Raw genomic sequence first — 25809 nt, 5'->3', positions numbered from 1 at the left:
GCCTCACCAGCGGACCGGCACCGGCACCGCCGTCAGCAGCCCCGACGCCGCGACCACCGCGCCCAGCGCGAGGACCTCCGCCCGCGCGGGGGAGCAGGCGGTCAGCGGGTCGGCCGCGCGGCGCAGCCGTCGCCGCGCGCACAGGGCGAGCGCCGCCACGGCGGCCACCAGGAGCACCTTGGCCAGCAGCACCCGCCCGTACGCCGTCGACGTGAGCTGCTCCACGACCGTCTCCGGTGGCATCCGGCGCAGCGAACTCCACACCCCCGTCGCGGTGATCGCGGCGAGCAGACCGACGGCCACGCGCGCGTAGCGCCCCAGCAGCGCCGCGCCCGCCGCCGTGCCGCCCCAACAGCGCAGGGTGCGCAGGGCGGCCACCAGACCGCCGACCCACAGGGCGGCGCACGTCAGGTGCACCAGCGTCAGTCCCGAGCCGACCCACGGGGTGTGCTCGGTCGTGGGGTGCGCGCGCAGCGCCTCCGCGACGACGACGGCGGCCAGCGGCCACACCGGGGTGCCGGGCCGCCGCGACAGGGCGCACAGGCAGCCCGCCACCGCGAACGCGTTCACCTCCAACAGCGCCAGCCTGCCGTCCCGGGAGGCGTGCAGCCCGCCCGCGTCGATCTGGGAGAGGCTCTCCGGCACCAGGTTGCCGCTCGCGACCACCGCGGCGAGGCCCAGCGCGGCGGCGAACCCGACGGCGGCGGCGACCGGCGCCCAACTTCGGGGCCGCTCCTTGGGGGCGCCGGGCACCCGGTCGGCCAACTGGTGCACCAACAGCTCGCCCACCGGCACGCACAGCGCCGCGCACAGCACCGCCCGCAGCAGGGCGATCCCCCCGGCGCCGGGAGCGGCGGCCTCCCCGGTGCCGCGCAGGGCGGCGGACGGCCCCAGCAGCGGTACCAGCGCCCCCAGCGCCGCCAGGACCAGCACCGCCGCGGCCCGGCGCACGCCGGGTGCGGCGGCGGCCCCGGTTCCGTCGGCGGCCTCGGAGGTCGGTCGTGTCAACGTCACCACACGATCTTCACCAGCCGTCACGGACCGGGGCAACTCCAGAGAGGCACCGCCTCCTCCGTGCTCCTCGCTCCCTACTTCGTCACGGCGTCCAGCGCGTCCGCCATGCCGAACCCGTAGAAGCCGTTGTAGTTCTTCGGGCCCTCGCACACCGCGTCGACCTTGCCGTCGCCGTCGATGTCGTACGGGTCGGTGCACGCGGTGGCGTCGGCCTGCGCGTACAGCAGGGCCTTCACCATCGCCGGAGTGGCGCGCGGGTGCGTCGACTTGATGAGCGCGGCGACGCCCGCGACGTGCGGGGACGCCATCGACGTACCGGCCATGTAGCCCCACCGGCCACCGGGCAGCGGGCCGAGGATCAGACCGCTGGTGGCGGGGGCGTCCGGGGCCTGGTAGCGGGTCGAGTCGCCACCGGGGGCGGCGATGTCGATGACGCCCAGACCGTGGTTGGAGAACGACGACTTGAGGCCCTTCGCGCCGGTCGCGGCGACCGTGACGACACCCGGGAGCTGGGTCGGTATGTCGAAGCACTCGCTGGGGTCGATGACCCGCTCGGTGGGCTCCGGCACGTCGTTCGGGGAGACCGGGTCGGTGATCTCGTCGGCGGCGAGGTCGTAGTTCTCGTTGCCCGCCGCGGCGACGTTGACCGCGCCCTTGTGCTCCGCGTACCGCGACGCCCGGGTGATGGCCTCGACGAGGGCCTTCTGGTCGGGGTCGTCGACGCAGTTGAAGTACCACGGGTCGGTGTAGTAGCTGTTGTTGGTGACCTCGACGCCGTGCGTGGCCGCCCACATGAAGCCGCAGACCACGGCCTCGGTGTAGAAGTAGCCGTCCGGGTTGGACACCTTGATGCCGGACACCTTCACGCCCGGCGCCACCCCGGTCACGCCGACGCCGTTCTTGGCGGCGGCGATCTCCCCGGCCACGTGGGTGCCGTGCGGGCTCTCCGCCGCGCTCGGCCGCCAGGCGCCGTCGGTGGTGTCGGGCTTGCCGGTGACGCAGTTGACGGACGCGTCCCGGTCGAAGTTGGGCGCGATGTCCGGGTGGGTGTCGTCGACGCCGGTGTCGATGACGGCGACGGTCACCTTGCTGCTGCCCAGCGACTTCTCGTGCGCCTGGTCGGCCTTGATGGCGGGCAGGTCCCACTGGAGCGGTTCGAGCGGGTCCTGACCGGCGACGGCGTCCACGTCCGCGAGGTCGTCGGCGCTGAGCACCTTCGGGGTGCCGACGTCGGTGGTGGACTGCGCCGGCAGCGGCGCGTTGCGGGTGGCACCGGCCGACTGGACGCCGTGCGCCCGGCGGATGGTGGCGGCGAAGTCCGGGTTGTCGGAGTGGACGACGACCACGCCGATCGCGTCGTACGACGTCAGGATGGTGCCACCGGCCTTGCCGATGGCCTTCTTCAGGGACGGCGACGGACCGTGGCCGGGGCGGATGTTGACGACGTAGCTCAGCGAGGTGGCGTCGGCCGTGACGGCGGGGGCGGCGGGCTCGGCCGCGGTGGCCGTGGCGTTGGGCAGGAACGCCAGGGCGGTCGCCATGGCCATCCCGACCGGGATCGCCAGGGCACGGCGGTGACGCGGGGCGGTCACTGTCATAGGTGGTGGTCTCCAGTTCTTCCGCTGATGGGGGGAGTTGCTACTTGACCGCGCGGAGCGCGTTGACGATCCCGAAACCGTAGAACCCGTTCACGCGCGTGCCGCCCTCGCACACCGCGTCCTGGGTGCCGTCGCCGTTCTGGTCGTACGACTCGGGGCAGCCCGGGTTGTCGGCCTGCGCCTTGAGCATGAGCTGGAGCTGCGCCGGGGTGGCCCACGGGTGGGTCGACTTCAGCAGCGCGGCGACGCCGGAGGCGTGCGGGGCGGCCATCGAGGTGCCCTGGAGGAAGGCGTAGGCGTTGTTCGGCATCGTGGAGAGGATGCGGCCGTTCCGCGACGGCGTGTCCGGGATCTGGTAGAGCCGGTCGCCGCCCGGCGCGGCCACGTCGACGACCTTGTGGCCGTACGAGGAGTAGTACGACTTCAGGTTCTTGACGCCGGTCGCGCTGACGGTGACGACGCCGGGGAGCTGGGTCGGCAGGTCCAGGCACTCGCTGGGGTCGATGGTCCGCTCGACGGGGGTGGTGTCGTTCGGGCTCGACGTGTCGACGATGGCGTCCGAGGCGAGGTCGTGGTTGGAGTTGCCCGCCGAGGCCAGGTGCAGGGTGCCCTTGGTCTGGGCGTACAGCTGGGCCCGGTTGACCGCGTCGACGACCGCCTTCTGGTCGGGGTCGTCCATGCAGTTGTAGAGCCACGGGTCGATGTAGTAGCTGTTGTTGGTGATCTCCACGCCGTGGTCGGCGGCGAAGACGAAGGCGCAGACGACGGCCTCCGGGTAGAACAGGCTGGTGTCGGGCTCGCTCACCTTGATGGCGGAGACCTTGACGCCCGGCGCGACCCCGGCCACGCCGATGCCGTTGCGGGCGGCGGCGATCTCACCGGCGACGTGCGTGCCGTGGTAGTCGTCCGCGGTGTACGGCCGCCAGGCGCCCTCGCTGGTGTCCGCGACACCGCCGACGCAGTTGGCGGACTGGGACGCGGAGAAGTTCGGCGCGAGGTCGGGGTGGGTGTCGTCGACGCCGGTGTCGATGACGGCGACGGTGACCTTGCGGGAGCCCGGGTTGATCTGGGCGGCCTGGTCGGCGCCGATCGCCCGCAGGTCCCACTGGTCGGCCTCCAGCGGCTCGCTCTGCGCGTCCGCCGCCGAGGCGGCCTCGGTCCGCGCGGCCTCGGCCGCGGTGAGGTAGTCGGCGCCGCCGACGTCGGTGGTGCCCGCGGCGGCCAGCGGCGCGGTGCGGGTGGCGCCCGCCGACTGCACGCCGCGCGCCGCGCGTATCTGGGCCCCGAAGTCGGGGTTCGCGGAGTGCGCGACGAGCACGCCGATCTTGTCGTACGTGGTGACGACGGTGCCACCGGCGGCGGCGACGGCCCGCTTCACCGACGCGATCGTGCCGCGGTCCACCGCGGTGTTGACGACGTACGTCAGCGTGCCCTCGGCCGCCCGCTCCGCCGTGGTGGGCTGGGTGCTGGGCGCGGCGGACGCGGCTGCGGGCAGGAACCCGAGCGAGGCGGTCAGCGACAGCACCACCGGTACGGCGAGGGCGAGTCGACGTCTGGAACGCGGCTGGGACATGGGGTCTCCACATCATCCGGAAACGAAACCGGCCCGAGACACAGGTGGTGCTCGGGCAGGTACATGACGGGTCTGGCAGGGCTGAAGCTATCTCCCGAAGCCGCTGGCCAGCAATGACTTCCTCGAACTGACTTCGCCCCGATCCCGCGGCCGTGCCGGAAAGAAACACGATGCGTTGAACCGGTATCCGCGTGGCGCCGTGGACCTTGGGCAGAGAACGCCCGCACCATCGAGCGCCCCCCTTTTGGATCACGCCTCCGGCGCCTACCATCGCCAACCGGCCGTGTGACCCACATCACAGAAATGCCAGAGCCGTCATGTCCGTCGTACGAGGAGACTCCGTGGCTACCGACGCACCGCCCCCCTCGAAAGCCGTACACCAACTCCCCTCCGCGGAGGAGTTCGTGGAGGTGCAGCAGAGCGCGGAGTTCGGTGAACTGCGCCGCTCCTACCGCTCCTTCGCCTTCCCGCTGACCGTCGCCTTCATCGTCTGGTACCTGCTGTACGTCCTGCTGTCCAACTACGCGGGCGGCTTCATGGGCACCGAGGTCTTCGGCAACATCAACGTCGCCTTCGTCTTCGGCATCGCCCAGTTCGTCACCACCTTCCTCATCGCCTGGTGGTACTCGCGTCACGCCGACGCGAAGCTCGACCCCCAGGCTGAGGCGATCAAGAACCGGATGGAGGGCGGCGCATGAGCCCCGCGATCACCCTGGCCGCCAACGAGGCCAGCGAGCACCGACCGCTGATCATCACCCTTTTCTCCCTGTTCGTCCTCGCCACCCTGGCGATCACGGTCTGGGCCGGACGGCAGACGAAGGACGCCGCGGACTTCTACGCGGGCGGCAGACAGTTCAGCGCCTTCCAGAACGGCCTCGCCGTCTCGGGCGACTACATGTCCGCCGCTTCCTTCCTCGGTATCGCGGGCGCCATCGCCCTCTTCGGCTACGACGGTTTCCTGTACTCCATCGGCTTCCTGGTCGCCTGGCTGGTCGCGCTGCTGCTGGTGGCCGAGCCGCTGCGCAACTCCGGCCGCTACACCATGGGTGACGTGCTCGCCTACCGGATGCGCCAGCGGCCGGTGCGCACCGCCGCCGGTACCTCCACCATCGTGGTGTCGATCTTCTACCTGCTGGCCCAGATGGCGGGCGCGGGCGTCCTGGTCTCCCTGCTGCTCGGCATCACCTCCGACGCGGGCAAGATCCTCATCGTCGCCCTGGTCGGCGTACTGATGATCATCTACGTCTCCATCGGCGGCATGAAGGGCACCACCTGGGTCCAGATGGTCAAGGCCGTGCTGCTCATCGGCGGCACCATCCTGATCACCTTCCTGGTGCTGCTGAAGTTCAACTTCAACATCTCCGACCTGCTCGGCACCGCCGCCGACAACAGCGGCAAGGGCAAGGCGTTCCTGGAGCCCGGCCTCCAGTACGGCGCCACCGCCACCACCAAGATCGACTTCATCTCCCTCGGCATCGCCCTGGTCCTGGGCACCGCCGGTCTGCCGCACATCCTGATCCGCTTCTACACGGTGCCGAACGCCAAGGCCGCCCGTAAGTCCGTGAACTGGGCCATCGGCATCATCGGCGGCTTCTACCTGATGACCATCGCCCTCGGCTTCGGCGCCGCCGCGCTGATCTCCCAGGACGAGATCATCGCGTCCAACCCGTCCGGCAACACCGCCGCGCCGCTGCTCGCGCTGCACCTCGGCGGCGTCGACTCCGCGTGGGGCGCGATCCTGCTCGCCACGATCTCCGCGGTGGCCTTCGCGACGATCCTCGCGGTGGTCGCGGGTCTCACCCTGGCGTCGTCGTCCTCGTTCGCCCACGACATCTACGCCAACGTCATCAGGAAGGGCCAGGCCACCGAGAAGGAGGAGGTCCGCGCGGCCCGCCTCGCCACCATCGGCATCGGCGCCGTCTCCATCCTCCTCGGCGCCCTCGCCCGCGACCTGAACGTGGCCGGTCTGGTCGCGCTCGCCTTCGCGGTCGCGGCCTCCGCCAACCTGCCGACGATCCTCTACAGCCTGTTCTGGAAGCGCTTCACCACCCAGGGCGCCCTGTGGTCGATCTACGGCGGTCTGATCGTCGCCACCGGCCTGGTGCTGTTCTCGCCGGTCGTCTCCGGCGACCCCAAGGCGATGTTCCCGGACGTCGACTTCGCCTGGTTCCCGCTGAAGAACCCGGGCATCATCTCGATCCCGTTCGGCTTCCTGATGGGCTGGCTCGGCACGGTCCTGTCCAAGGAGGAGCCCGACGCCGACAAGTACGCGGAGCTGGAGGTCCGGTCCCTGACCGGCACCGGCGCCCACTGAGCCATCCTCCTCCCCCCGCGCGGCCGCGTCGTAGCTCCTTACGACGCGGCCGCGTCCCATGTCGTGGGATCGGACTCTGGTGATGTCAGTGGCGTCGCGTACGCTCGACGGAGTACGAGAACCGGGAGGGGTTACGTGCTCATCGACACCTACGGCCGGGTGGCCACCGATCTGCGGGTCTCACTGACCGACCGGTGCAACCTGCGCTGCACGTACTGTATGCCCGAGGAGGGCCTGCAGTGGCTGGCCAAGCCCGACCTGCTGACGGACGACGAGGTCGTCCGGCTGATCGACATCGCCGTGACCTCCCTGGGCGTCCGCGAGGTCCGCTTCACCGGCGGCGAGCCGCTGCTGCGGCCCGGGCTCGTCGGCATCGTGGAGCGCGTGGCGGCCCTGTCCCGGCGCCCCCAGATGTCCCTGACCACCAACGGCATCGGCCTCAGGCGCACCGCGGGGGCGCTGAAGGCGGCGGGCCTGGACCGGGTCAACGTCTCCCTGGACACCCTCCGCCCCGACGTCTTCAAGACCCTGACCCGCCGCGACCGCCACCGCGACGTCCTCCAGGGCCTGGACGCCGCCCGCGAGGCGGGCCTGACCCCCGTCAAGGTCAACTCGGTCCTGATGCCGGGGCTGAACGAGGACGAGGCCCCCGACCTGCTGGCCTGGGCCGTCGAGCACGACTACGAGCTGCGCTTCATCGAGCAGATGCCGCTGGACGCCCAGCACGGCTGGAAGCGCGACGGCATGATCACCGCCGGTGACATCCTCGCCTCCCTGCGCACCCGCTTCGACCTCACCCCGGAGGGCTCGGAGGAGCGCGGCTCCGCCCCGGCCGAGCGCTGGCTGGTCGACGGCGGCCCGCACCGCGTCGGCGTGATCGCCTCGGTCACCCGCCCCTTCTGCCGGGCCTGCGACCGCACCCGCCTCACCGCTGACGGCCAGATCCGCACCTGCCTCTTCGCCACCGAGGAGACCGACCTGCGCGCCGCCCTCCGCTCCGACGCCCCCGACGAGGAGATCGCCCGCATCTGGAAGCTGGCGATGTGGGGCAAGAAGGCGGGCGCGGGCCTCGACGACCCGACGTTCGTCCAGCCGGACCGGCCGATGTCGGCGATCGGCGGCTAGCGACTGTCCGCGGGGCGGCTCACAGCCCCCTGGCCTCGATGACCCGCTGCTCGGCCGTCTCCACCGCGAAGCGGGCGGCGGGATCGTCCCCCGCCCGCCGCACGGCGCCCCGCACCAGGGCGAGGTAGAACAGCGCCGGTGCGCAGGGCGTCCACCGCTCCGGCGGCTCGTCGGCGATGAAACCGAGCACGGACTCGGGGTCGGCGGGCACGAACTCGAACCGGTCGTGCTCCCACTTGTCCGTGACACCCCGGGTCCAGCGCAGCCGCAGCGTGTCCTCGTCCAGCTCGGGCAGCACCGCCCGGAAGAAGGCCGCCCACTGGTGGTTGTTCAGGTCGAGCCCGAAACCGAGCAGCTCCAGGTCCAGCTCGTCGGTGGCGTGCACGGCGAGTTCCTCGAACAGGGCGCGCCGGGCCACCGCGTGCAGACTGATCGGGCTGCCGTCCCCGGGCAGGTCGTGCTGCCGGGCCATGCCCTCGTTCGCGGAGGAGTTCCACCGCGAACTGTTCGGCCCGGCGACCTGGGCGCTGCGCCGCGAGAACAGCATCCTGCCGTCCTTCCCGGTCTCCAGCGCCACGTTGATGCCGAAGCTGCAGTTCATCCACGCCGGTGCCAGCGCCGGGTCCTCGCCCTCCAGGTACTGCTCGCGCAGCGTCAGACCGTTCTTCTGCTTGCGCTCCAGGTTGAGCGACGTGGTGAGGAAGTCGTAGTAGTCGGCGTCCTGCAAGGTGAGGGTGACCACCGGGTCCTCCGCCAGGTGGTTGCGGCTCACCGTGATCCGCTCGACGGCGAAGCGCTCGTTGTTCCAGCGGTGCGGCAGGCCGAGGGCCTCGTTGCGCAGCTCCTCCTCCTCGATGGAGTGCCGCCAGCCGCCGATCTCCTCGGGGAACTCCACCCGCTGGCGCCGGTACAGGACGCGGACGTCCTCCTCCCGGATGGGACGGGTCCCGTCACCCTCGTAGATGTGACAGTTCGTCTCCCGGCCGACCAGCGTGAACCTGTCCCGAGACATCGGCAACTCCCCGTTCAGTAAGCTCTGTTGCGGCTGACAAAACTACAGCCCGGACAGGGGCACGAGGGGGGCGAGGTGGGCGGTCACCTGTCGCTGGTCCGCTCCGAACGGCGCTCGTCGTCCCTGGTCGGCACCGTCGCGGTGGCCGACTACGCGCATCCCGACGAGGACACCCGGCAGCAGCGGAGACTGCGCAACGTGGCGGACGTCCGCGACCGCTTCACCGCCATCGCCCGCACCTCGCTGGGCTTCGGGGAGAGCCTCCCCCTCGACACGGACGGCACCGACTTCCAGCAGTTGTGGGAGACGGGACTGGCGAACTTCCTCGCCCACGGCGCCGAGCGGAAGATCCTCTACTGGACGGGACACGGCGTCCACCGCACCGACCAGGGGTACTTCCTCGCCTGCTCCGACTCCTGGGCCTCCGGGGAGTTCGCACCGGAGCGCGCCGTCTCCCTGACGGGGCTCGTGGACCGCATCCTGCGCTCCGACCACGAGACCGACACCCTCCTGATCATCGACGCCTGCTCCTCCCACACCCAGCTCCCCGCGGCCCTGCGCCACGCCCTGAGCCTGGAGCAGGCCAGCGTGGCCAGGGCCCGGCAGACCAGGCAGGCCGGTTTCGCCGTCATCGGCACCTCGGGGGTCGACGCGCGCATCCCCGAGGGCCGGTGGGTGCGCTGGCTGGAGGAGGCCCTCGCCAAGCCCGACTTCGTGGCCCCCGACCACGCCCGCCCCTTCGAGCCCTCCGCCCTCTACCTGCCCCTGCCGTACCTGCGGGACGCCGTGGACGCCGAGGCCGCCGCCTCCGGCCTCGACGAACCCGAGCAGCGCCCCGGCTACACCGAGGTCCGCTCCCTGCCCAACAGCTTCCTGGACAACCCGCACTTCCAGGACAGCGAACGCCGGGTCTACACCCCCGCGGTGCTGGTGAAGCGGAAGCCCTGGGTCGAGGCCGAGCAGTTCGGGCTGGAGGAGGGCAGCCACCTCAGCCGCCACTTCGCGGGCAGGCACCACGCCCTGGGCCGGATCGTGCGGTGGATGGACACCCACCCCAAGGGGCTCCTCGCGGTGACGGGCCTCGCGGGCACGGGGAAGACCGCCCTGCTCGGCCGCCTCGCCGTCACCTCCGCCCTCGAACCGCGCGAGGCCCTCCGCTCCGACCTGCCCCCCTCGACGCTGCCGCGCACCGGCACCATCCACGCCGCCCTGAGCTGCCGGGGCCAGTCGGTGCACTCGCTGATCACCGCACTGTGGGACGTCCTGGCGCACATCGAGGGCATGGGACCCCGGCCCGAGGGGGCGGTCACTCCGGAGTCGTGCTGCACCGCCGTCGACCAGCTCGTCTCCCGGGCCGGTTCCCTGAACCTGCTCTTCGACGCGCTCGACGAGGCCCTCCCCGACCAGGCCCACGACATCGCGCGCCACCTGCTCAACCCGCTCTCCGCCCTCCCCGGCGTCCGCCTGGTCGTCGGCACCCGGCCGCAGCCGCGCAGGCGCACCACCGCGCCCACCGAGGAGGAGTCGCTGCTGGACACCCTGAACCAGAGCGTCCGCCCGGTGGTGCTGGGCGACGACGACGAGGCGCGCCGGAGCATCGCGGGCATGGCCCTGTCCGTGCTCGCCACGGAGGGCTCCCCGTACCAGGGGCGGGCGCGGGACGACGACCGCGACTGGACCGCCCGGCTCATCGCCTCCCACAGCCACGGCTCGTTCCTGGTGGCCCGCCTCACCGCGACGGAACTCGCCCGTCGGCCCCGGGTCGTCACCGAGGCCGAGCTGTCGTCCTGGATGGGTTCCGGCGGCATGGACCTGCACAGGCGCCTCCACGAGGAGGTGGGCCACCTCGTCTCCCAGCGGGGCGCGGAGCGCGCGCACGAGGTGCTGCGCGCCCTGGCCGTGATCCAGGGGAACGGACTGCCGCCGGGCAAGGTCTGGCTCTCCCTCGCCAACGCGCTGCGGGACGAGGGCGGCCCCGAACTCGCCCTCGGCGACCTGCAACGCGTGTGCCGGACCGCCGGGGGCGGCATCATCGCCGCCCAGCGGGCCCCGCGCGCTGACGGCACGGTCCACACGACCTACCAGCTCGCCCACCCCAGCTACGGCGAGTTCTTCCTCACCGGTGCCCGACTGGACACCCAGACCGCCCACCAGAAGGTCGTGACCGCGCTGCGCGCGCGGACCGGGGGCGACTGGAGCAGGGCGGACGAGTACACCGTCGACTACCTCGGCGCACACGCCGCGCAGACCGGGCGGGGGGAACTGCACGCGCTCTTCGAGGACGTCGACTTCCTGCTGCACACCAACCCGGACGTGATGCTGCCGCTGGCGGCCACCCTGGCCCGGGACTGCGACGGCGCCGCGCTGTACGGACGGGTCGGGGGCGACTTCCGGCAGTCGCCCTCCCCGCTCACCGCCGAGGCCCTGCTGTCCCGCAGGGCGCTGCTGCGGGCCACCGCGTTCGTCAGCCACCGGGACGCCACCTACCGGGCGCTCGCGGGGACCGACGCGTTCCTGCCCTGGCAGGAGTACTGGACCGACATGCGGCCCGACCCCCTGGAATGGCGCCGCGCCGCCCCCCTCGGCGGGGCCAGGACGCTGAGCTGGCGCGCCGGTACGGGCGCGGCGGAACTGACGGCCGGGGACACGCTGACCGCGGGCGGACGCGGCGAGATCCTCGTCCTGAACCCGCAGTCGGGCACCCGGCTGCTGACCCGCCGCACCCGGGACGCGACCGGTGAACGGGGGAGCGCCCTCACCGAGGTGCGCGAGGTCGGCGCCGGACCGCACTGGACCACCATCGCCCGCGACGACCAGGCCATCTACTTCTGGCACTCGGGCTCCCGGCTGCCCGACCACGTCTACCACTGGGGCGGCGCCGTCCGGGCCCTGGCCGCGGCCCAGCGGGCCTCGGAGACCGTCGTCGTGGCGGCCGACGGGCAGCGGATGTGGATGTGGTCCTGGAAGGGCGGCCCGCGCCGACACGGCACCCACCTCACCGACATCCGCATGATGGACGCCGAGCGGCTCGCCGCCCTGCGGATGGAGCCCCGGCTGTTCGTGCTGGTCGCCGGGGAGCGCGCGCGGCTGTTCGAGGTGGACCGCCGCACGCAGGGGTCCCGCGGCCTGCTCCCGGAGGGCACGGACCTGGGCGAACTCGGGGCCTCCGCGATGGCCGCCGCCGCGACCGCCGAACCGGACCACGGCCCGGCACCGGGGCAAACGGGGCGGGCGGGGCGGCAGCGGGGCTGGATCGCGGTCGCGGACGGCAGCCGTATCCACGTCTGGAGCTGCGAGACCGACCCGGACGCCCCCGTCGCGCCGCCCACCGTGCGACTCGTCAGACGACTCGACTCCTCCGCGCGGGGACTCGCGTTCGGACGCCACGGCGACACCCTGCTCCTCGCCGGTTACGAGGAGGTCGCCGTCCGGGTCTGGGCCGTCGAGGACCCCCGCCGTGAGGCGTCCTTCCAGCTCACCGCGCCCAGGGACAAGGCCCTGGCCTTCGAGCCCGGCGGACGGGGGCTGCTCGCCGCGGCCGACGGCTCCGACATCCGGATGATCGACGTGGTGCCCGCGCTCGCGTCCGGCCACGTCACGCGGCGGCGCCCCAGCAACCAGAACGCGGCGGTCGCCCTCGCCGGGGCGGCGGACGGCCCGCCCCTGCTGTGCCGCACCTGGGCGGACCAGGTCCTGGTGTCCCGTCCGGACCTCGGCGCCCCGGCCAGCGCCCCCGTCACCGCGCTCGCCCACCCCAAGCCGGTGCGGGCGGTCGACGCGGTCCGCGTGGCGGGCGGCTGGACGGTGGCCGCGGCGGGGAAGCGCACCGTACGGACGTGGCGCCTGGCCGAGGACCTGTCCGTCGTGGCCCAGCACGACCTCACGCTCGGCGGGGACGCGGGCGAGGAGGCCCCGTCGCTCCGTCTCGTCGTGGACCCCGACGCCGCGCGGGTGCGGCTCTACGTGCCGGACGGCGGACGCGTCGTCCACGCCTCCCTGCCCGCCGACGCCTCCCGGGGCTGGCGGACCGGGGAGCCGGTCTGGGCCGGGCTGCGCTGCCGCGGCGTCGACGCCAGGGCCATGCGGGACGGCACGCACTGGCTGGCCGCCGACGCCGGTGGCGAGCTACGGCTGTGGAGCCACGACAAGGACCGTCCGCGGGAGGAGCACCACCTCGATTCCGTGCGTCCCGCCGGTCTCGTCCTGGGCGAGTTGTACGACCCGGAGGACGCCGAGTCCTTCCCCCTGCTGGCCTGGGACGACGGCGGCGTCTACGTGCAGGACTGCTCGGCCGGGTACGACGCCCCGCCGGAACGGCTCCCGGGCGAGCTGCCCAAGGCGAGGTCGCTGGTGTTCGCCGGTCCTCCGGAGCGGCCGGTGCTGCTCGTCAGCGACGACCGGATGGCACCGCGCGTGTGGGACGTACGGGCCAGGACCTGGCTGCACGCACCGGGCGTCCCGTGGCGCGGGTACGCGGTGCACGCCACGGCGGCGGCGCCCGACCCGGAGGGCCTGGTCGTGGCGCTCCAGGGGAACGACCGGTGCGATCTGATCCGGCTGCCCCACGCCTTCTTCGCGGGGCCGCCGAGCACGACCGACGTGAGGTGACGCAGGTGAGGGAGGGCGTAGGTGGAGCACGACCTGGTGGTGTTCGTCCCCGGATTCCTCGGCAGCCGACTGCTCAGGGACGGCAGGGACGTCTGGGGCGAGTGCGGCGACGCGCTGCTCAACTCGCCGCCCACCGCACGGGCCCTGGCGGAGGTCGCCCTTCCCCCGGGCCTCGGTGACGAGCCGCCCGAGGACCGCTTCCGGCTGACGGCGGACGGACTGCTCAGGACGCCGGACTCGCTGCCCGGACTCCTGTCCACCATGGGCTACCCCGACCTGCGCGCGGCGCTCGGTGAACCGGTCGACGGCCAGTACGTGCCCTTCGCCTACGACTGGCGCCTGTCCCACCGGCTCGTCGCCGCGCGGTTGGACACGGCCGTGCAGCGGGCGCTGACCCGGTGGACCGAGCGGGTGGACACGCACTACCCGGACCGCCCGGACGACCCGAAGGTCGTCCTCGTCTGCCACTCGACGGGCGGACTCGTCGGCCGCTACTACCTTGAGTGCCTCGGCGGCCGGGAGACCGCGAGGACGCTGGTCACCCTCGGCACCCCGCACAAGGGCCTCGCCCAGGCCGTCCGGCTCCTGACCGGTCACGCGGTCGGCGACGGCGGCGACCTGACCACGGACGCCCTCACGCTGAACGAGGTGCTGCGCGACTTCGCCCTCAACCTGCCGTCCGTCGCCCAGCTCCTGCCGGTCTACGACGCCGTACGGGTCGAGGGCAGGAGCCGTCCGCGCCCCCTCACCGACCGCCGGTACCCCGTCCCCGGCCTGCCCACCGCCCTCGTCCAGGACGCCCGGTCCTTCCACGCCGAGTTCACACGGGCACGGGACGCGCACCGGCGCACCGACGCCGGTGGCCGCCTGCCGTACCAGGTGTACTGCGTCGGCGGCACCGCCCATCCGACGCCACGGACGATCGGACTGTCCGCGGACGGCCAGCACGTGCTCACCGACCGCGACGACGCCCTCGGCCCCGGCGACGGCACGGTCCCGCGCGAGTCGGCCGTCGCGGACTGGGCGCTCCAGGACCGCACGGAGGTGCTCTGGACGGAGCACCGGAACGAGGACATGGCGGGTACCGCCCTCCGGGACTGGCTCGTCGCCCTGCGCAAGGGCGATCCGGTGGGCGGGATGCTCGCCGGGGACGAGGAGATCACCCTGCACGCCCCGACGGAGATCGCCGCTGGCCGGGCGTTCGAGGTATCCGTCCTCGGGCTCAACATCCAGGACCGCGACCTGCGGGCCGTCATCTGGCGCGTGGGAACGTCCGCCAGGGAACCGGTCGTCTTCTCGGCCAACGGGACGGGCCGGTTCCGGGCCGAGATGGTGGGGAAGCCCGGGAAATGGGTGATGGAAGCGGTGGTCAAGGGGCCGATGCGCGCCGACCGCAAGGTCATCACGGTCTATACGGCCTGACACCGACCTCGACCCGGAAGGAGCGCGACCATCACCGCGTCCCAGGCCCCTGACTGGCCGCACTGTGACCGCACCGGAGCCCGTGGCCCCTGCCACGGCCGCCGCGTCGAGCCGTACCCGGCCTGCCTGGCGCACCTCGGCGCGACCGAGCGGGCCGCCCACCTGAACGGGCTGGAGCCCGGCGCCGACCTCGACCACCGGGGCACCCCCTTCACCCAGGACCTGCTGGACGAGCTGCTGACCGCGCTCAGGGACCCGGCGACGGGACGGTGCCGCCTCGGCAGGGCCGACTTCGACGAGGCCCGGTTCAGCGGCGACGCCCAGTTCCAGCGGGTGGACGTCACGGGCGTCGCCTCGTTCGGCGCCGCGCGCTTCGAGGGTGGCGCGTGCTTCGAGACGGTCAGGTTCGAGGCGGGGGTCAGGTTCGGGGAGACGCAGGTCGCCCAGGACCTCTGGTTCGAGGACGTGGAGATGCGTGCCGAAGCCTGGTTCCACCGGGCCAGCGTCGGCGGCACCCTCCGGTTCTCCGTCCGGGAGGTAGCTGGTGACGCCGTCTTCGAGGAACTGGCCGTAGGCGGTGACGCGGCGTTCAGCGGGACGGAGTTCTGGGGGATCGCCCGGTTCGCCGGGGCGAAGGTCGGCGGTGCGGCCTGGTTCGACGGAGCGGTCTTCCACGAGGACGCCCGCTTCGACGGGGCCGAGATCACTCGGACCGCCTGGTTCGACGGGGCCGGGTTCCACCAGGAGGCGTGCTTCGACGCGGCGACGCTGAAGGACGACGTCTCCTTCCAAGGCGCGCGCCTCCACCGGGGCGCCTCGTTCGGCGCGGCGGTCATCGGGGGCGACGCCGGGTTCGGCGCGGCGGACGTACGCGGCGACCTCGCGTTCCGCAGGGCCACCTTCCAGCGCACGGCGACGCTCGGCCCGGTGGTGTTCCCGGCGGCGCTGGACCTGTCCGACGCGGTCTTCGAGTCCGCCGTGACGATCGAGGCCGCCGTACGGGACCTGCGCTGCCGACGGACCCGGTGGGCGTCGACGGCGGCCCTGCGCCTCCGGCACGCCACCGTCGACCTGAGCGACGCCGTGCTGGAGTTCCCGGTCGGCGTCGCCAGCCGCTCCCGCCCGTTCCTCGCGGAGGACGGTACGGAGATCGACGAGGAGGGGCTGCCCGACCCACGGGTGCGGGTCACGTCCCTGAGGGGCGTCGACACCGCGCACCTGGTGCTGACCGACGTGGACCTGACGCGCTGCCTGTTCGCGGAGTCGGTGCACCTCGACCAACTGAAGCTGGAGGGGCGGTGCCCCCTCCCGCTGCCTCCCGCCGGGGTGCGCTGGCGCGGCCGGGCCCCGCTGCTCTGGACCCGGCGCGGGACCCTGGTCGAGGAGCACCACTGGCGCGCGCGGCGGCCCGGCGCCGACGGGTGGACGCCCGCCCCGGACGGCACGGACGTACGGGAGCCCGCCGCGCTGGCGCCGGTGTACCGCCAGTTGCGCAAGGCCCTCGAAGACGCCAAGAACGAGCCGGGGGCGGCGGACTTCTACTACGGCGAGATGGAGATGCGCCGTCACGACCCCGATGCGCCGGGCGGCGAGCGCGCGCTCCTGCACCTGTACTGGGCGGTGTCCGGCTACGGCCTGCGGGCGCTGCGCACGCTCGGGTGGCTGCTCCTCGCCATGACGGCCACCGTGCTGGCGATGATGCTGTGGGGCCTGCCGCGGCACGACCCCGACCCGGTGAGCACCGGGCGCACCACCGGCGACACCGTCACCCTGACCACCCGCACCCCGGACCCCGTGAACCCCTCCGGGCCGTACGCCGGGCGCCTGTCGTCCGAGCGGTTCGAGAAGGCCCTGCGCGTCGTGATCAACTCGGTGGTCTTCCGGTCCTCGGGACAGGAGCTGACCGTCGCGGGCACGTACGTCGACATGACGTCCCGGGTCGTCGAACCCGCCCTGCTAGGCCTCGCCGCCCTCGCCGTCCGCAGCCGGGTGAAGAGGTAGACGGCAGGCGTCAGGCGCCCTGGGCCGCGTCCCACTCCGGGAGGGTGACGACGTCCTTCAGGAACCCCCGCACCCCCAGGAACTGCGACAGGTGCTCGCGGTGCTCCTCGCACGCCAGCCAGGTCTTGCGCCGGTCCGGGGTGTGCAGCTTCGGGTTGTTCCAGGCCAGTACCCAGACGGCGGCGGCACGGCAGCCCTTGGCGGAGCAGACGGGGGTGGTCTCATCAGTCACAGGTATGTCTCACAGCCGCGGGAAAAGGCGACGCCGAGCAGCCACGGGGGGAGCTGCCCGGCGTCGGTCCGTCGCTCCGACGGGGGATGCGGAGCGCCTACGAAGTATGTCACGCCTTACCGGTCGCCGGGCACCGGAACTGCACGATCGATATGAGCTTTTCTTGAGCTTGGCTGGAACCGTAGGTGACAGGTCGCGCAGCCGCCCCCACCGTCACGGCCGGTCGCGCGCCTCGCCCACGCCCTCCGCCGCCGCGGTGGGCTCCGGGGTGTCCCGGGGCGGCAGGATCATCGGGGGGGTCGGTGCCGTGACGAAGGTTGACGGCAACGACGGCGCGTTCTCGCGCCCCGCGTTGGCGATCACCACGGCGATGTAGGGGAGCACCGCCCCGAGGACGAGCGCCACGATCGCCACGTGCCGCTCGACGTTCCACAGGCTGGCCGCGAGGATCACCGACAGCGTCCGCACGGACATCGAGATCACGTACCGGCGCTGGCGCCCCCGGACGTCCTCCGCGAGGCCCTGGCGGGCGCCGGTGATCCGGAACACCTGGGCGCCGCCGCCGTCATGTCGCTTCCGCATCACACTTCCACCATCCGCCCGCATCGGACTCGCCCGGTCCAACCCCCACGTTACGCCGCGCGTCCGCCGCCTTCGAGAGTGGGGGCACCTCTGGTGGCAAGGGGCCACGGGGCCCCGGCGAGGGACGTCCCCCGGATGGCCGTACGCGAGGTGCGGATGCCCGGGGCGCGGCCGAGACTGGGCGTAATGCCCGGAACGAGCGGTACGAGGAGGCGGCCATGGGATGGTTGTGGGCGATCATCGTGGGATTTGTGCTGGGCCTGATCGCCAAGGCGATCATCCCGGGCAAACAGCACAGCCCGTTGTGGCTGATCACCATCTTCGGCATCCTCGGCGCGGTCGCGGGCAACGCGCTCGCGCGGGCCGCCGGGGTCGACGCGACCAGCGGCATCGACTGGTGGCGGCACGTCTTCCAGGTGATCGCCGCGGTGATCATCGTCTCCGTGGGCGACCGCCTCTACATGGCCGTGCGCGGCAACCGACGCCGGGCCTGAGAGGCGTACGACCCCCAGACCCGGCGTCCGCTGGAACAGCTTTCAGGCGCCTGGAACAGCTTTCAGGCGCCTGGAACAGCTTTCAGGCGCCGGTGACCTCGACGGCGGCCAGGTTCTTCTTGCCGCGCCGCAGCACCAGCCAGCGGCCGTGCAGCAGGTCCTCCTTGGCGGGGACGGCGTCCTCGGAGGCGACCTTCGCGTTGTTCACGTAGGCACCGCCCTCCTTCACCGTGCGCCGCGCGGCCGACTTGCTGGCGACCAGGCCGACCTCCGCGAACAGGTCGACCACCGGACCCGGCTCCGCGACCTGGACGTGCGGCAGCTCGGAGAGGGCCGCAGCCAGCGTCCGCTCGTCCAGCTCCGCCAGTTCGCCCTGGCCGAACAGCGCCCGGGACGCGGCGATCACGGCCGCCGTCTGGTCCGCGCCGTGCACCAGCGTCGTCAGCTCCTCGGCCAGCGCCCGCTGCGCCGCCCGCGCCTGCGGACGCTCCTCGGTCTGCCGCTCCAGCTCCTCCAGCTCCTCCCGGGACCGGAAGGACAGGATGCGCATGTATCGGCTGATGTCCCGGTCGTCCACGTTCAGCCAGAACTGGTAGAACGCGTACGGCGTCGTCATCTCCGGGTCCAGCCAGACCGCGCCGCCCTCGGTCTTGCCGAACTTGGTGCCGTCCGCCTTCGTCATCAGCGGCGTCGCCAGCGCGTGCACGGTGGCGTCCGGCTCAAGGCGGTGGATCAGGTCGAGACCGGCCGTCAGGTTGCCCCACTGGTCGCTGCCGCCCTGCTGGAGCGTGCAGCCGTACCTCCGGTAGAGCTGGAGGAAGTCCATGCCCTGGAGGATCTGGTAGCTGAACTCGGTGAAGCTGATGCCCTCGGAGGACTCCAGGCGGCGGGCCACCGAGTCCTTCGTCAGCATCTTGTTGACGCGGAAGTGCTTGCCGACGTCGCGCAGGAACTCGATCGCGGTCAGGTTCTGCGTCCAGTCGAGGTTGTTGACCATCACGGCCGCGTTCTCCCCCTCGAAGGACAGGAACGGCTCGATCTGGGCGCGCAGCCGGTCCACCCAGCCCGCGACCGTCTCCGGGCTGTTCAGCGTGCGCTCCGCGGTCGGGCGGGGGTCACCGATCAGGCCGGTGGCGCCGCCGACCAGCGCCAGCGGCCGGTGCCCGGCCTGCTGGAGGCGGCGCACGGTCAGCACCTGCACCAGGTGCCCCACGTGCAGGGACGGCCCGCTCGGGTCGAACCCGCAATAGAACGTGACGGGACCGTCCGCGAGCGCCTTGCGCAAAGCGTCCTCGTCAGTGGACAGGGCGAACAGCCCCCGCCACTTCAGCTCGTCGACGATGTCCGTCACGGTTCTCGTGTCTCCTACAGGTCCAGAAGTGATCTTCGGCCGGTCGGGTGACCGCCGAAGGGAGTGCCTACGAGGTTATACGCCCTGGCTGACACTGCTCATGTTGAAATCCGGTACGCGCAGCGCGGGCATCGCCGTCCTCGTGAACCAGTCGCTCCACTCCCGCGGCAGCGTGCGCTCCGTACGGCCCGCCTCCACCGCCCGGCCCAGCAGGCCGACCGGCGACTCGTTGAAGCGGAAGTTGTTCACCTCGCCGGTCACCTCGCCGTTCTCCACGAGGTACACCCCGTCCCGGGTCAGCCCCGTGAGCAGCAGCGTCGCCGGGTCCACCTCGCGGATGTACCACAGGCAGGTCAGCAGCAGCCCACGCTCGGTGCTGGCGACCATCTCCTCCAGGGAGCGGTCCGAGCCGCCGTCCAGGACGAGGTTCCCGATCGCCGGGGCCACCGGCAGCCCGGTCAGGGCCGCGCTGTGCCGGGTCGTCGTCAGCCGCGCCAGCTCGCCCGCGCGAATCCACTCCGTCGCCCGCACCGGCAGCCCGTTGTCGAACACGGACTGGTCGGCGCCGGAGGAGTGCGCGACCACGAACGGCGGCGTCTCAAGCCCCGGCTCGTCCGGGTCGCTGCGCAGGGTCAGCGGCAGCTCGCTGAGCCGCTCGCCCACGCGGGTGCCGCCGCCCGGCTTGGAGAACACCGTCCGCCCCTCGACCGCGTCCCGGCCCGACGCCGACCAGAGCTGGTAGATCAGCAGGTCGGCCACGGCGGTCGGCGGCAGCAGCGTCTCGTAGCGGCCCGCGGGTAGCTCCACGCGCCGCTTCGCCCAGCCCAGGCGTACGGCAAGCTCCGCGTCGAGTTCCGCCGGGTCCACGTCCGTGAAGTCCCGCGTCGACCGGCCCACCCACGCCGACCGGGTGCGGTCCGGGGACTTGGCGTTCAGCTCCAGCGTGCCGTTGGGCTGGTCGTGGCGCAGCCGCAGCCCCGTCGACGTGCCCAGGTAGGTGGAGACCATCTCGTGGTTGGCGAAGCCGTACAGCTCCCGGCCGCTGGTACGCGCGCGTGCGAACGCCTCGCCCAGCGCCGGGGCGAAGGCGGCGAACACCGCGGACGACGTCTCGGCGGGCGGCGCGGTGAAGTCCGGCGCCTCGGGCACGCCCGTGACCAGCGGCTGGGCGTCCTCCGCGGGCCCGGCGCCGCGCGCGGCGGCCTCGGCGGCCCGCACCAGCGGCTCCAGCTCGTCCGCCGTCACCGCCGACCGCGACACCACCCCGGACGCCGTGCCCTCGCTCCCGTCGACGGTCGCCACGACCGTGAGCGTGCGCCCGCGCGTGACGCCGTTCGTCGTCAGCGCGTTGCCCGCCCAGCGCAGGTTGGCGGTCGACTCCTCGTCGGCGATCACCACACAGCCGTCCGCCCGGGACAGCTCAAGGGCCCGCTCGACGATCTCGTGCGGCTTCTTCACGGGCGCGCTCATCGACCGGCCTCCTGCGTGGTGTTCAGAATGTTGACGCCCTTGAAGAGGGCGGACGGGCAGCCGTGCGACACCGCGGCGACCTGCCCCGGCTGGGCCTTGCCGCAGTTGAAGGCACCGCCCAGGACGTACGTCTGCGGACCCCCGACGGCCGTCATCGAGCCCCAGAAGTCGGTCGTCGTCGCCTGGTAGGCGACGTCCCGGAGCTGCCCGGTGATCCGCCCGTTCTCGATCCGGTAGAACCGCTGCCCCGTGAACTGGAAGTTGTACCGCTGCATGTCAATGCTCCACGACCGGTCCCCGACCACGTAGATCCCGCGGTCCACCCCGCCGATCAGGTCCTCCGTCGACATCCCGGCGGGATCGGGCTGGAGACTCACGTTGGCCATGCGCTGCACCGGCACGTGCGCGGGGGAGTCCGCGAAGGCGCACCCGTTGGACCGCTCGAACCCGGTCAGCCGCGCGATCCGGCGGTCGAGCTGGTAGCCGACCAGCGTGCCGTCCTTCACCAGGTCCCAGGACTGCGCCTCGACGCCCTCGTCGTCGTACCCGATGGTCGCCAGCCCGTGCTCGGCCGTGCGGTCCCCGGTGACGTTCATCAGGTCCGAGCCGTAGCGCAGCTTGCCGAGCTGGTCGAAGGTCGCGAACGACGTCCCCGCGTACGCCGCCTCGTAGCCGAGCGCCCGGTCCAGCTCGGTGGCGTGCCCGATGGACTCGTGGATCGTCAGCCACAGGTTGGACGGGTCCACCACCAGGTCGTACAGGCCCGGCTCCACGCTCGGCGCCCGCATCTTCTCCGCGAGCAGCTCCGGCAGCCGGGCCAGCTCGTCCTCCCAGTCCCAGCCGGTGCCCGTCAGGTACTCCCAGCCGCGCCCCACCGGCGGCGCGATCGTCCGCATCGAGTCGAACTCACCGCTCGACTCGTCCACGGACACCGCCGTGAGCTGCGGGTGCAGCCGCACCCGCTGCTGGGTGGTCACGGTCCCGGCCGTATCGGCATAGAACTTGTTCTCGTGGACGGTGAGCAGCGAGGCGTCGACATGGTCGACCCCGTCCGCCGCCAGCAGCCCACGGCTCCACTCCGCCAGCAGCGCCGACTTCTCCTCGTCGGGCACGGTGAACGGATCGATCTCGTACGACGAGATCCACGTCTTCTCGGCGTGCACGGGCTCGTCGGCCAGCTCCACGCGCTCGTCCGAACCGGCGGCCTTGATCACCTGCGCGGACAGCTTCGCCATGGCCACGGCCTGGCTCGCCACCTTCGCGGCGGCGTCCATCGTCAGGTCCACACCGGACGCGAACCCCCACGTACCGCCGTGCACCACCCGCACCGCGTACCCGAGGTCGGTGGTGTCCGACGACCCGGACGGACGCGCGTCCCGCAGCCGCCAGGACGCGCTGCGCACCCGCTCGAACCGGAAGTCGGCGTGGTCGGCACCGAGCGCACGCGCGCGTGCGAGCGCGGCGTCGGCGAGGGCGCGTAGGGGCAGCGCCAGGAAGGACGGATCGACTTCATGGGGCACAGACGGAATCCCTTCGAGGTGACAAAGACGGGCGGGCCACGGAATTCTCCCGTGGCCCGCCAGCTCCGTACGGTCTACGACGACGCCGCGAGTGTCGTGAACGCGGCCCAGGCGGACGGCGTGACGACGAGGGGGCGGATGCCCTTGTCCTTGGAGTCGCGGACGTGGACGGCTCCGGGGCGCACGGCGACCTCGACGCAGTTGTCGCCCTCACCCGCGCTGTAGCTGCTCTTGAACCAGCGCAGCCGCTCAGTGGTGCTCATAACGCTCCTCGCATCCGTTCCAGCAGGCTCACGGTAGCCCGGCAGTCCAGGGCCTGGGAACGGAGTTTGCCATAGCGCTGGAGCAGGACACTCAGGTCGTTGGGAGCCGTGATCAGGTTGCTTGACCGCTGTCCTTCGGTGTAGCCAATCCACTCGTGGCTGGGCGTCTCGGCCAGGTACATCTGCCCCTCGACGCCGCAGTGGTCCTCCTGCCGCAGCGGCATGAGCTGGATCTCGACGTTGTGGCGCTGGCTGGCGGTCAGCATGTGGTCGATGACTCCCCGGGTGACGGTATTCCCACCAACCCGCCGTTCCAGGATGCTCTGCTCGACGACGAAGCTGAAGGCGGTGTTCGGCCGCCTCACGATGAGCGCCTGGCGCTCTAGCCGCGCCTCAACCTGCCGTTGGATCTGCTCGTCCGTGAGCGGGGGCAGGTTGCGCTCGAACACCGCCCGCGCGTACGCCTCCGTCTGCAACAGGCCCGGAATCGCCCGGCACTCGTACGCATACAGGGACACCGCTTCCTCTTCGATCCCCGCCCACTGGCGGAACCAGGACGCCAGCCCCGCCTTGCGCCGAAGGCTCCGCAGCGCGGCCTCCAGCACCTTGGTGGCGACCTGTCCCAACGCCTCACCTGCCCGTTCCGGCAGTTTGTCTGGAGGGAACCGCTTCCCCTGCTCGATCTTGGCGACGTACGCGGCCGAGTACCGCACCCTCGTCGCGAACTCCTCCTGCGTCAGCCCAGATGTCTCCCGCAGTGCCTTGAGTACCGCGCCGAACGTCCGAAGACTGTCGGAGAGTTCCGGTTCGGTTGTCATCGCCGCGTGCCTCCCGCGCTCAGGTGCTCATCTCGTCATCTCCGCCAACGAGACAACAGTTACGGGGAGTTACTCACCCAGTCCACAGTGTGCACTGGTACAGCGGCGTCTGTATGGGCGTCGTCCCTGTTGGTGAGGTTCCGTGGGCCGAGAGGTTGGCCCCATGCCAGTCGCACCACCTCCCCGCGAAACCGTCACCGTAAGTGTGTTCGCCCAGCGCCTCTCCGCCACCAGACGCGGCGCCCGGCTCGCCCGGCGGCTCACCACCCAGCAGCTCGACTCCTGGGGCATCCCCTACGGCAGCCCGGCGTCGGAGGACGTCGCGCTCGTCGTCGCGGAGCTGGCCGCCAACGCCGTCCTGCACGGCCGCGTCCCGGGGCGCGACTTCGGGCTGGCGCTGCGCTACGACCGCGCCGGGGCCGTCGTACGGGTGGAGGTGTCCGACGTCCATCCCGGCGTCCCGGAACCGTCGCGGGCGCCCGCGGGGGCGGTGGACGCGGAGGACGGCCGAGGGCTGCTGCTCGTCGCGGCCCTGGTCGCGCGGTGGGGGGTGTGCGGTCGGACGGGGCCCGGAAAGACCGTCTGGGCCGAGTACGAGACCGGGGGCGCGCGAGGGGGTCCTCCTGTAGGAACCCCACAGGAGGCCGGGTGAGCCACTGTCGGTGCCCGAATGTCCCGGACCAGGGGCCGACCGATAGGTTTCCAGGGAAGCCGCCTGCCTCCGTCGCCCGTCGACGAGGCGTTCGGGCGGGTGTCTGACCGCTATCGAAAGGGTGATCCGTTGAGCCGCTCGGTTCTCGTCACCGGAGGTAACCGGGGCATCGGCCTCGCCATCGCCCGCGCTTTCGCCGACTCCGGCGACAAGGTCGCGATCACATACCGGTCCGGTGAACCGCCAGCCGGTTTCCTCGCCGTCAAGTGCGACATCACCGACCCCGAGCAGGTGGAGCAGGCATACAAGGAGATCGAGGACGCGCACGGTCCCGTCGAGGTCCTCGTCGCCAACGCGGGCATCACCAAGGACCAGCTCCTGATGCGGATGTCCGAGGAGGACTTCACCTCGGTCATCGACACCAACCTCACCGGCACCTACCGGGTGGTCAAGCGCGCCAACCGGGGCATGTTGCGGGCCAAGAAGGGCCGGGTCGTCCTGATCTCGTCCGTCGTCGGCCTGTACGGCGGCCCGGGGCAGGCGAACTACGCCGCCTCCAAGGCCGGTCTCGTCGGCTTCGCGCGGTCCCTGGCCCGGGAGCTGGGGTCGCGCAACATCACCTTCAACGTCGTCGCGCCCGGCTTCGTGGACACCGACATGACCAAGGTGCTCAGCGACGACCAGCGCACCGCCATCCTGGCGTCGGTGCCGCTCGGCCGCTACGCGCAGCCCGAGGAGGTCGCCGCGACGGTGCGGTTCCTCGCCTCGGACGACGCCTCGTACATCACTGGAGCCGTCATCCCGGTTGACGGCGGACTGGGAATGGGTCACTGATCACATGAGCGGAATCCTTGAGGGCAAGCGCGTCCTGATCACCGGTGTGCTGATGGAGTCCTCCATCGCCTTCCACACCGCCAAGCTGGCCCAGGAGCAGGGTGCCGAGATCATCCTGACGGCGTTCCCGCGGCCCACGCTGACGGAGCGCATCGCCAAGAAGCTGCCCAAGCCCACCAAGGTCATCGAGCTGGACGTGACCAACGACGAGCACCTCGGGCGGCTCGCCGACGTGGTCGGCGAGGAGCTGGGCGGCCTGGACGGCGTCGTGCACTCCATCGGCTTCGCGCCGCAGGACGCGCTCGGCGGCAACTTCCTGAACACGCCGTTCGAGTCCGTCTCCACGGCGATGCACGTCTCGGCGTTCTCCCTGAAGTCGCTGACCATGGCCTGCCTGCCGCTGATGCAGAACGGCGGCTCCGTCGTCGGCCTCACCTTCGACGCGCAGTACGCCTGGCCGCAGTACGACTGGATGGGCCCGGCCAAGGCCGCCCTGGAGGCCACCAGCCGCTACATGGCCCGTGACCTGGGCAAGCAGAACATCCGCTGCAACCTGGTCTCGGCGGGCCCGCTCGCCTCGATGGCCGCCAAGTCGATCCCCGGCTTCAGCGAGCTGGCCGCCGTCTGGGACCACCGGTCCCCGCTGGAGTGGGACCTGAAGGACCCCGAGCCCGCCGGTCGCGGCGTCGTGGCCCTGCTGAGCGACTGGTTCCCCAAGACCACGGGCGAGATCATCCACGTGGACGGCGGTCTGCACGCCGTCGGCGCCTGATCCCTCGGGTCCGTACGACCGTACGACGCCCCGTCTCCCGCCAGCCGCTGGCGGGGGCGGGGCGTTCCGGCGTCCGGGCGGCGTCCGGGCGCGTCCCCCGTTCGGCCCAGTCGGCCGGGCGGAACGCCCCGCGCCTGCGCACGCTGGATTACGC

At 72.1% G+C, this 25809-nt stretch carries 21 protein-coding genes; 10 read left to right on the top strand and 11 right to left on the bottom strand.

Annotated features, from left to right (window positions below):
• Positions 1-3: 3 nt before the first annotated feature.
• From ACFQZ6_RS07805 to ACFQZ6_RS07795, 3 genes are all read right to left on the bottom strand, one after another.
• On the bottom strand, positions 4-1014 hold the full coding sequence (locus ACFQZ6_RS07805) for a CopD family protein (RefSeq protein ID WP_381605987.1): 1011 nt from the start codon (positions 1012-1014) through the stop codon (positions 4-6).
• Positions 1015-1088: 74 nt separating this feature from the next.
• Positions 1089-2612: a S8 family peptidase gene (locus ACFQZ6_RS07800; RefSeq protein WP_381605985.1), complete on the bottom strand. Its 1524-nt coding sequence runs from the start codon at positions 2610-2612 to the stop codon at positions 1089-1091.
• 40 nt (positions 2613-2652) lie between these two features.
• Entirely contained in the window at positions 2653-4185 is a 1533-nt protein-coding gene (locus ACFQZ6_RS07795; RefSeq protein WP_381605983.1) for a S8 family peptidase, read from the bottom strand.
• A 341-nt stretch (positions 4186-4526) separates the two neighbouring features.
• Here ACFQZ6_RS07795 and ACFQZ6_RS07790 point away from each other — a divergent pair, with 341 nt between their 5' ends.
• From ACFQZ6_RS07790 to moaA, 3 genes are all read left to right on the top strand, one after another.
• The gene (locus ACFQZ6_RS07790; RefSeq protein WP_381605981.1) at positions 4527-4883 is read left to right on the top strand and encodes a DUF485 domain-containing protein; all 357 of its coding nucleotides are present in this window, start codon (positions 4527-4529) and stop codon (positions 4881-4883) included.
• Positions 4880-6499, top strand: a complete 1620-nt coding sequence (locus tag ACFQZ6_RS07785; protein WP_381605979.1) for a solute symporter family protein — start codon at positions 4880-4882, stop codon at positions 6497-6499. The genes ACFQZ6_RS07790 and ACFQZ6_RS07785 overlap by 4 nt, the downstream gene beginning before the upstream one ends.
• Before the next feature lie 135 nt (positions 6500-6634).
• Positions 6635-7624, top strand: a complete 990-nt coding sequence (moaA, locus tag ACFQZ6_RS07780) for a GTP 3',8-cyclase MoaA (protein WP_381605977.1) — start codon at positions 6635-6637, stop codon at positions 7622-7624.
• A 19-nt stretch (positions 7625-7643) separates the two neighbouring features.
• On the opposite strand, the gene ACFQZ6_RS07775 is transcribed toward moaA, so the two are convergent.
• Positions 7644-8636 (bottom strand): translation initiation factor 2, encoded by a 993-nt coding sequence (locus tag ACFQZ6_RS07775; RefSeq protein WP_381605975.1) that lies wholly within the window; start codon positions 8634-8636, stop codon positions 7644-7646.
• A 75-nt stretch (positions 8637-8711) separates the two neighbouring features.
• Here ACFQZ6_RS07775 and ACFQZ6_RS07770 point away from each other — a divergent pair, with 75 nt between their 5' ends.
• The 3 genes from ACFQZ6_RS07770 (at position 8712) to ACFQZ6_RS07760 (ending at position 16667) form a co-directional block, all read left to right on the top strand.
• The gene (locus ACFQZ6_RS07770) at positions 8712-13244 is read left to right on the top strand and encodes an NACHT domain-containing protein (RefSeq protein ID WP_381605973.1); all 4533 of its coding nucleotides are present in this window, start codon (positions 8712-8714) and stop codon (positions 13242-13244) included.
• A gap of 21 nt (positions 13245-13265) precedes the next feature.
• Positions 13266-14666, top strand: coding sequence for an esterase/lipase family protein (locus ACFQZ6_RS07765; RefSeq protein WP_381605971.1), 1401 nt, complete (start codon positions 13266-13268; stop codon positions 14664-14666).
• A 333-nt stretch (positions 14667-14999) separates the two neighbouring features.
• A complete protein-coding gene (locus tag ACFQZ6_RS07760; protein WP_381605969.1) occupies positions 15000-16667 on the top strand; it encodes a pentapeptide repeat-containing protein in 1668 nt (555 codons plus the stop codon).
• 10 nt (positions 16668-16677) lie between these two features.
• Here ACFQZ6_RS07760 and ACFQZ6_RS07755 read toward each other — a convergent pair whose 3' ends face one another.
• Positions 16678-16899, bottom strand: a complete 222-nt coding sequence (locus tag ACFQZ6_RS07755; protein ID WP_381605968.1) for a hypothetical protein — start codon at positions 16897-16899, stop codon at positions 16678-16680.
• Positions 16900-17112: 213 nt separating this feature from the next.
• Positions 17113-17481: a DUF3099 domain-containing protein gene (locus ACFQZ6_RS07750; RefSeq protein ID WP_381605966.1), complete on the bottom strand. Its 369-nt coding sequence runs from the start codon at positions 17479-17481 to the stop codon at positions 17113-17115.
• Positions 17482-17699: 218 nt separating this feature from the next.
• On the opposite strand from ACFQZ6_RS07750, the gene ACFQZ6_RS07745 reads away from it, so the two are divergent.
• On the top strand, positions 17700-17975 hold the full coding sequence (locus tag ACFQZ6_RS07745; RefSeq protein ID WP_381605964.1) for a GlsB/YeaQ/YmgE family stress response membrane protein: 276 nt from the start codon (positions 17700-17702) through the stop codon (positions 17973-17975).
• 82 nt (positions 17976-18057) lie between these two features.
• Here ACFQZ6_RS07745 and tyrS read toward each other — a convergent pair whose 3' ends face one another.
• The 5 genes from tyrS to ACFQZ6_RS07720 form a co-directional block, all read right to left on the bottom strand.
• Complete coding sequence (tyrS, locus tag ACFQZ6_RS07740) at positions 18058-19326, bottom strand: tyrosine--tRNA ligase (protein WP_381605962.1); 1269 nt, start codon at positions 19324-19326, stop codon at positions 18058-18060.
• Between the two features lie 75 nt (positions 19327-19401).
• Entirely contained in the window at positions 19402-20796 is a 1395-nt protein-coding gene (locus ACFQZ6_RS07735) for a metallopeptidase TldD-related protein (protein ID WP_381605960.1), read from the bottom strand.
• Positions 20793-22316, bottom strand: a complete 1524-nt coding sequence (locus ACFQZ6_RS07730) for a TldD/PmbA family protein (RefSeq protein WP_381605958.1) — start codon at positions 22314-22316, stop codon at positions 20793-20795. Before ACFQZ6_RS07730 ends, ACFQZ6_RS07735 begins: the two co-directional genes overlap by 4 nt.
• A gap of 74 nt (positions 22317-22390) precedes the next feature.
• The gene (locus ACFQZ6_RS07725) at positions 22391-22579 is read right to left on the bottom strand and encodes a DUF397 domain-containing protein (RefSeq protein ID WP_381605957.1); all 189 of its coding nucleotides are present in this window, start codon (positions 22577-22579) and stop codon (positions 22391-22393) included.
• Complete coding sequence (locus ACFQZ6_RS07720) at positions 22576-23397, bottom strand: helix-turn-helix domain-containing protein (RefSeq protein ID WP_381605955.1); 822 nt, start codon at positions 23395-23397, stop codon at positions 22576-22578. The genes ACFQZ6_RS07725 and ACFQZ6_RS07720 overlap by 4 nt, the downstream gene beginning before the upstream one ends.
• A gap of 163 nt (positions 23398-23560) precedes the next feature.
• Between ACFQZ6_RS07720 and ACFQZ6_RS07715 the strand changes: the two genes are divergently transcribed.
• The 3 genes from ACFQZ6_RS07715 (at position 23561) to fabI (ending at position 25655) form a co-directional block, all read left to right on the top strand.
• Complete coding sequence (locus ACFQZ6_RS07715) at positions 23561-24049, top strand: ATP-binding protein (RefSeq protein WP_381605953.1); 489 nt, start codon at positions 23561-23563, stop codon at positions 24047-24049.
• A 129-nt stretch (positions 24050-24178) separates the two neighbouring features.
• Positions 24179-24883, top strand: coding sequence for a 3-oxoacyl-[acyl-carrier-protein] reductase (gene fabG / locus ACFQZ6_RS07710; RefSeq protein ID WP_381605951.1), 705 nt, complete (start codon positions 24179-24181; stop codon positions 24881-24883).
• 4 nt (positions 24884-24887) lie between these two features.
• Positions 24888-25655, top strand: coding sequence for an enoyl-ACP reductase FabI (gene fabI, locus ACFQZ6_RS07705; protein ID WP_381605949.1), 768 nt, complete (start codon positions 24888-24890; stop codon positions 25653-25655).
• The last annotated feature ends 154 nt before the right edge of the window (positions 25656-25809 follow it).

The organism is Streptomyces flavalbus (genome assembly GCF_042674625.1).
GTDB classification, from domain to species: Bacteria; Actinomycetota; Actinomycetes; order Streptomycetales; family Streptomycetaceae; genus Streptomyces; species Streptomyces flavalbus.
The sequence above is the reverse complement of the archived record's forward strand: the minus strand, read 5'-3'. Positions and strand labels throughout refer to the sequence as shown.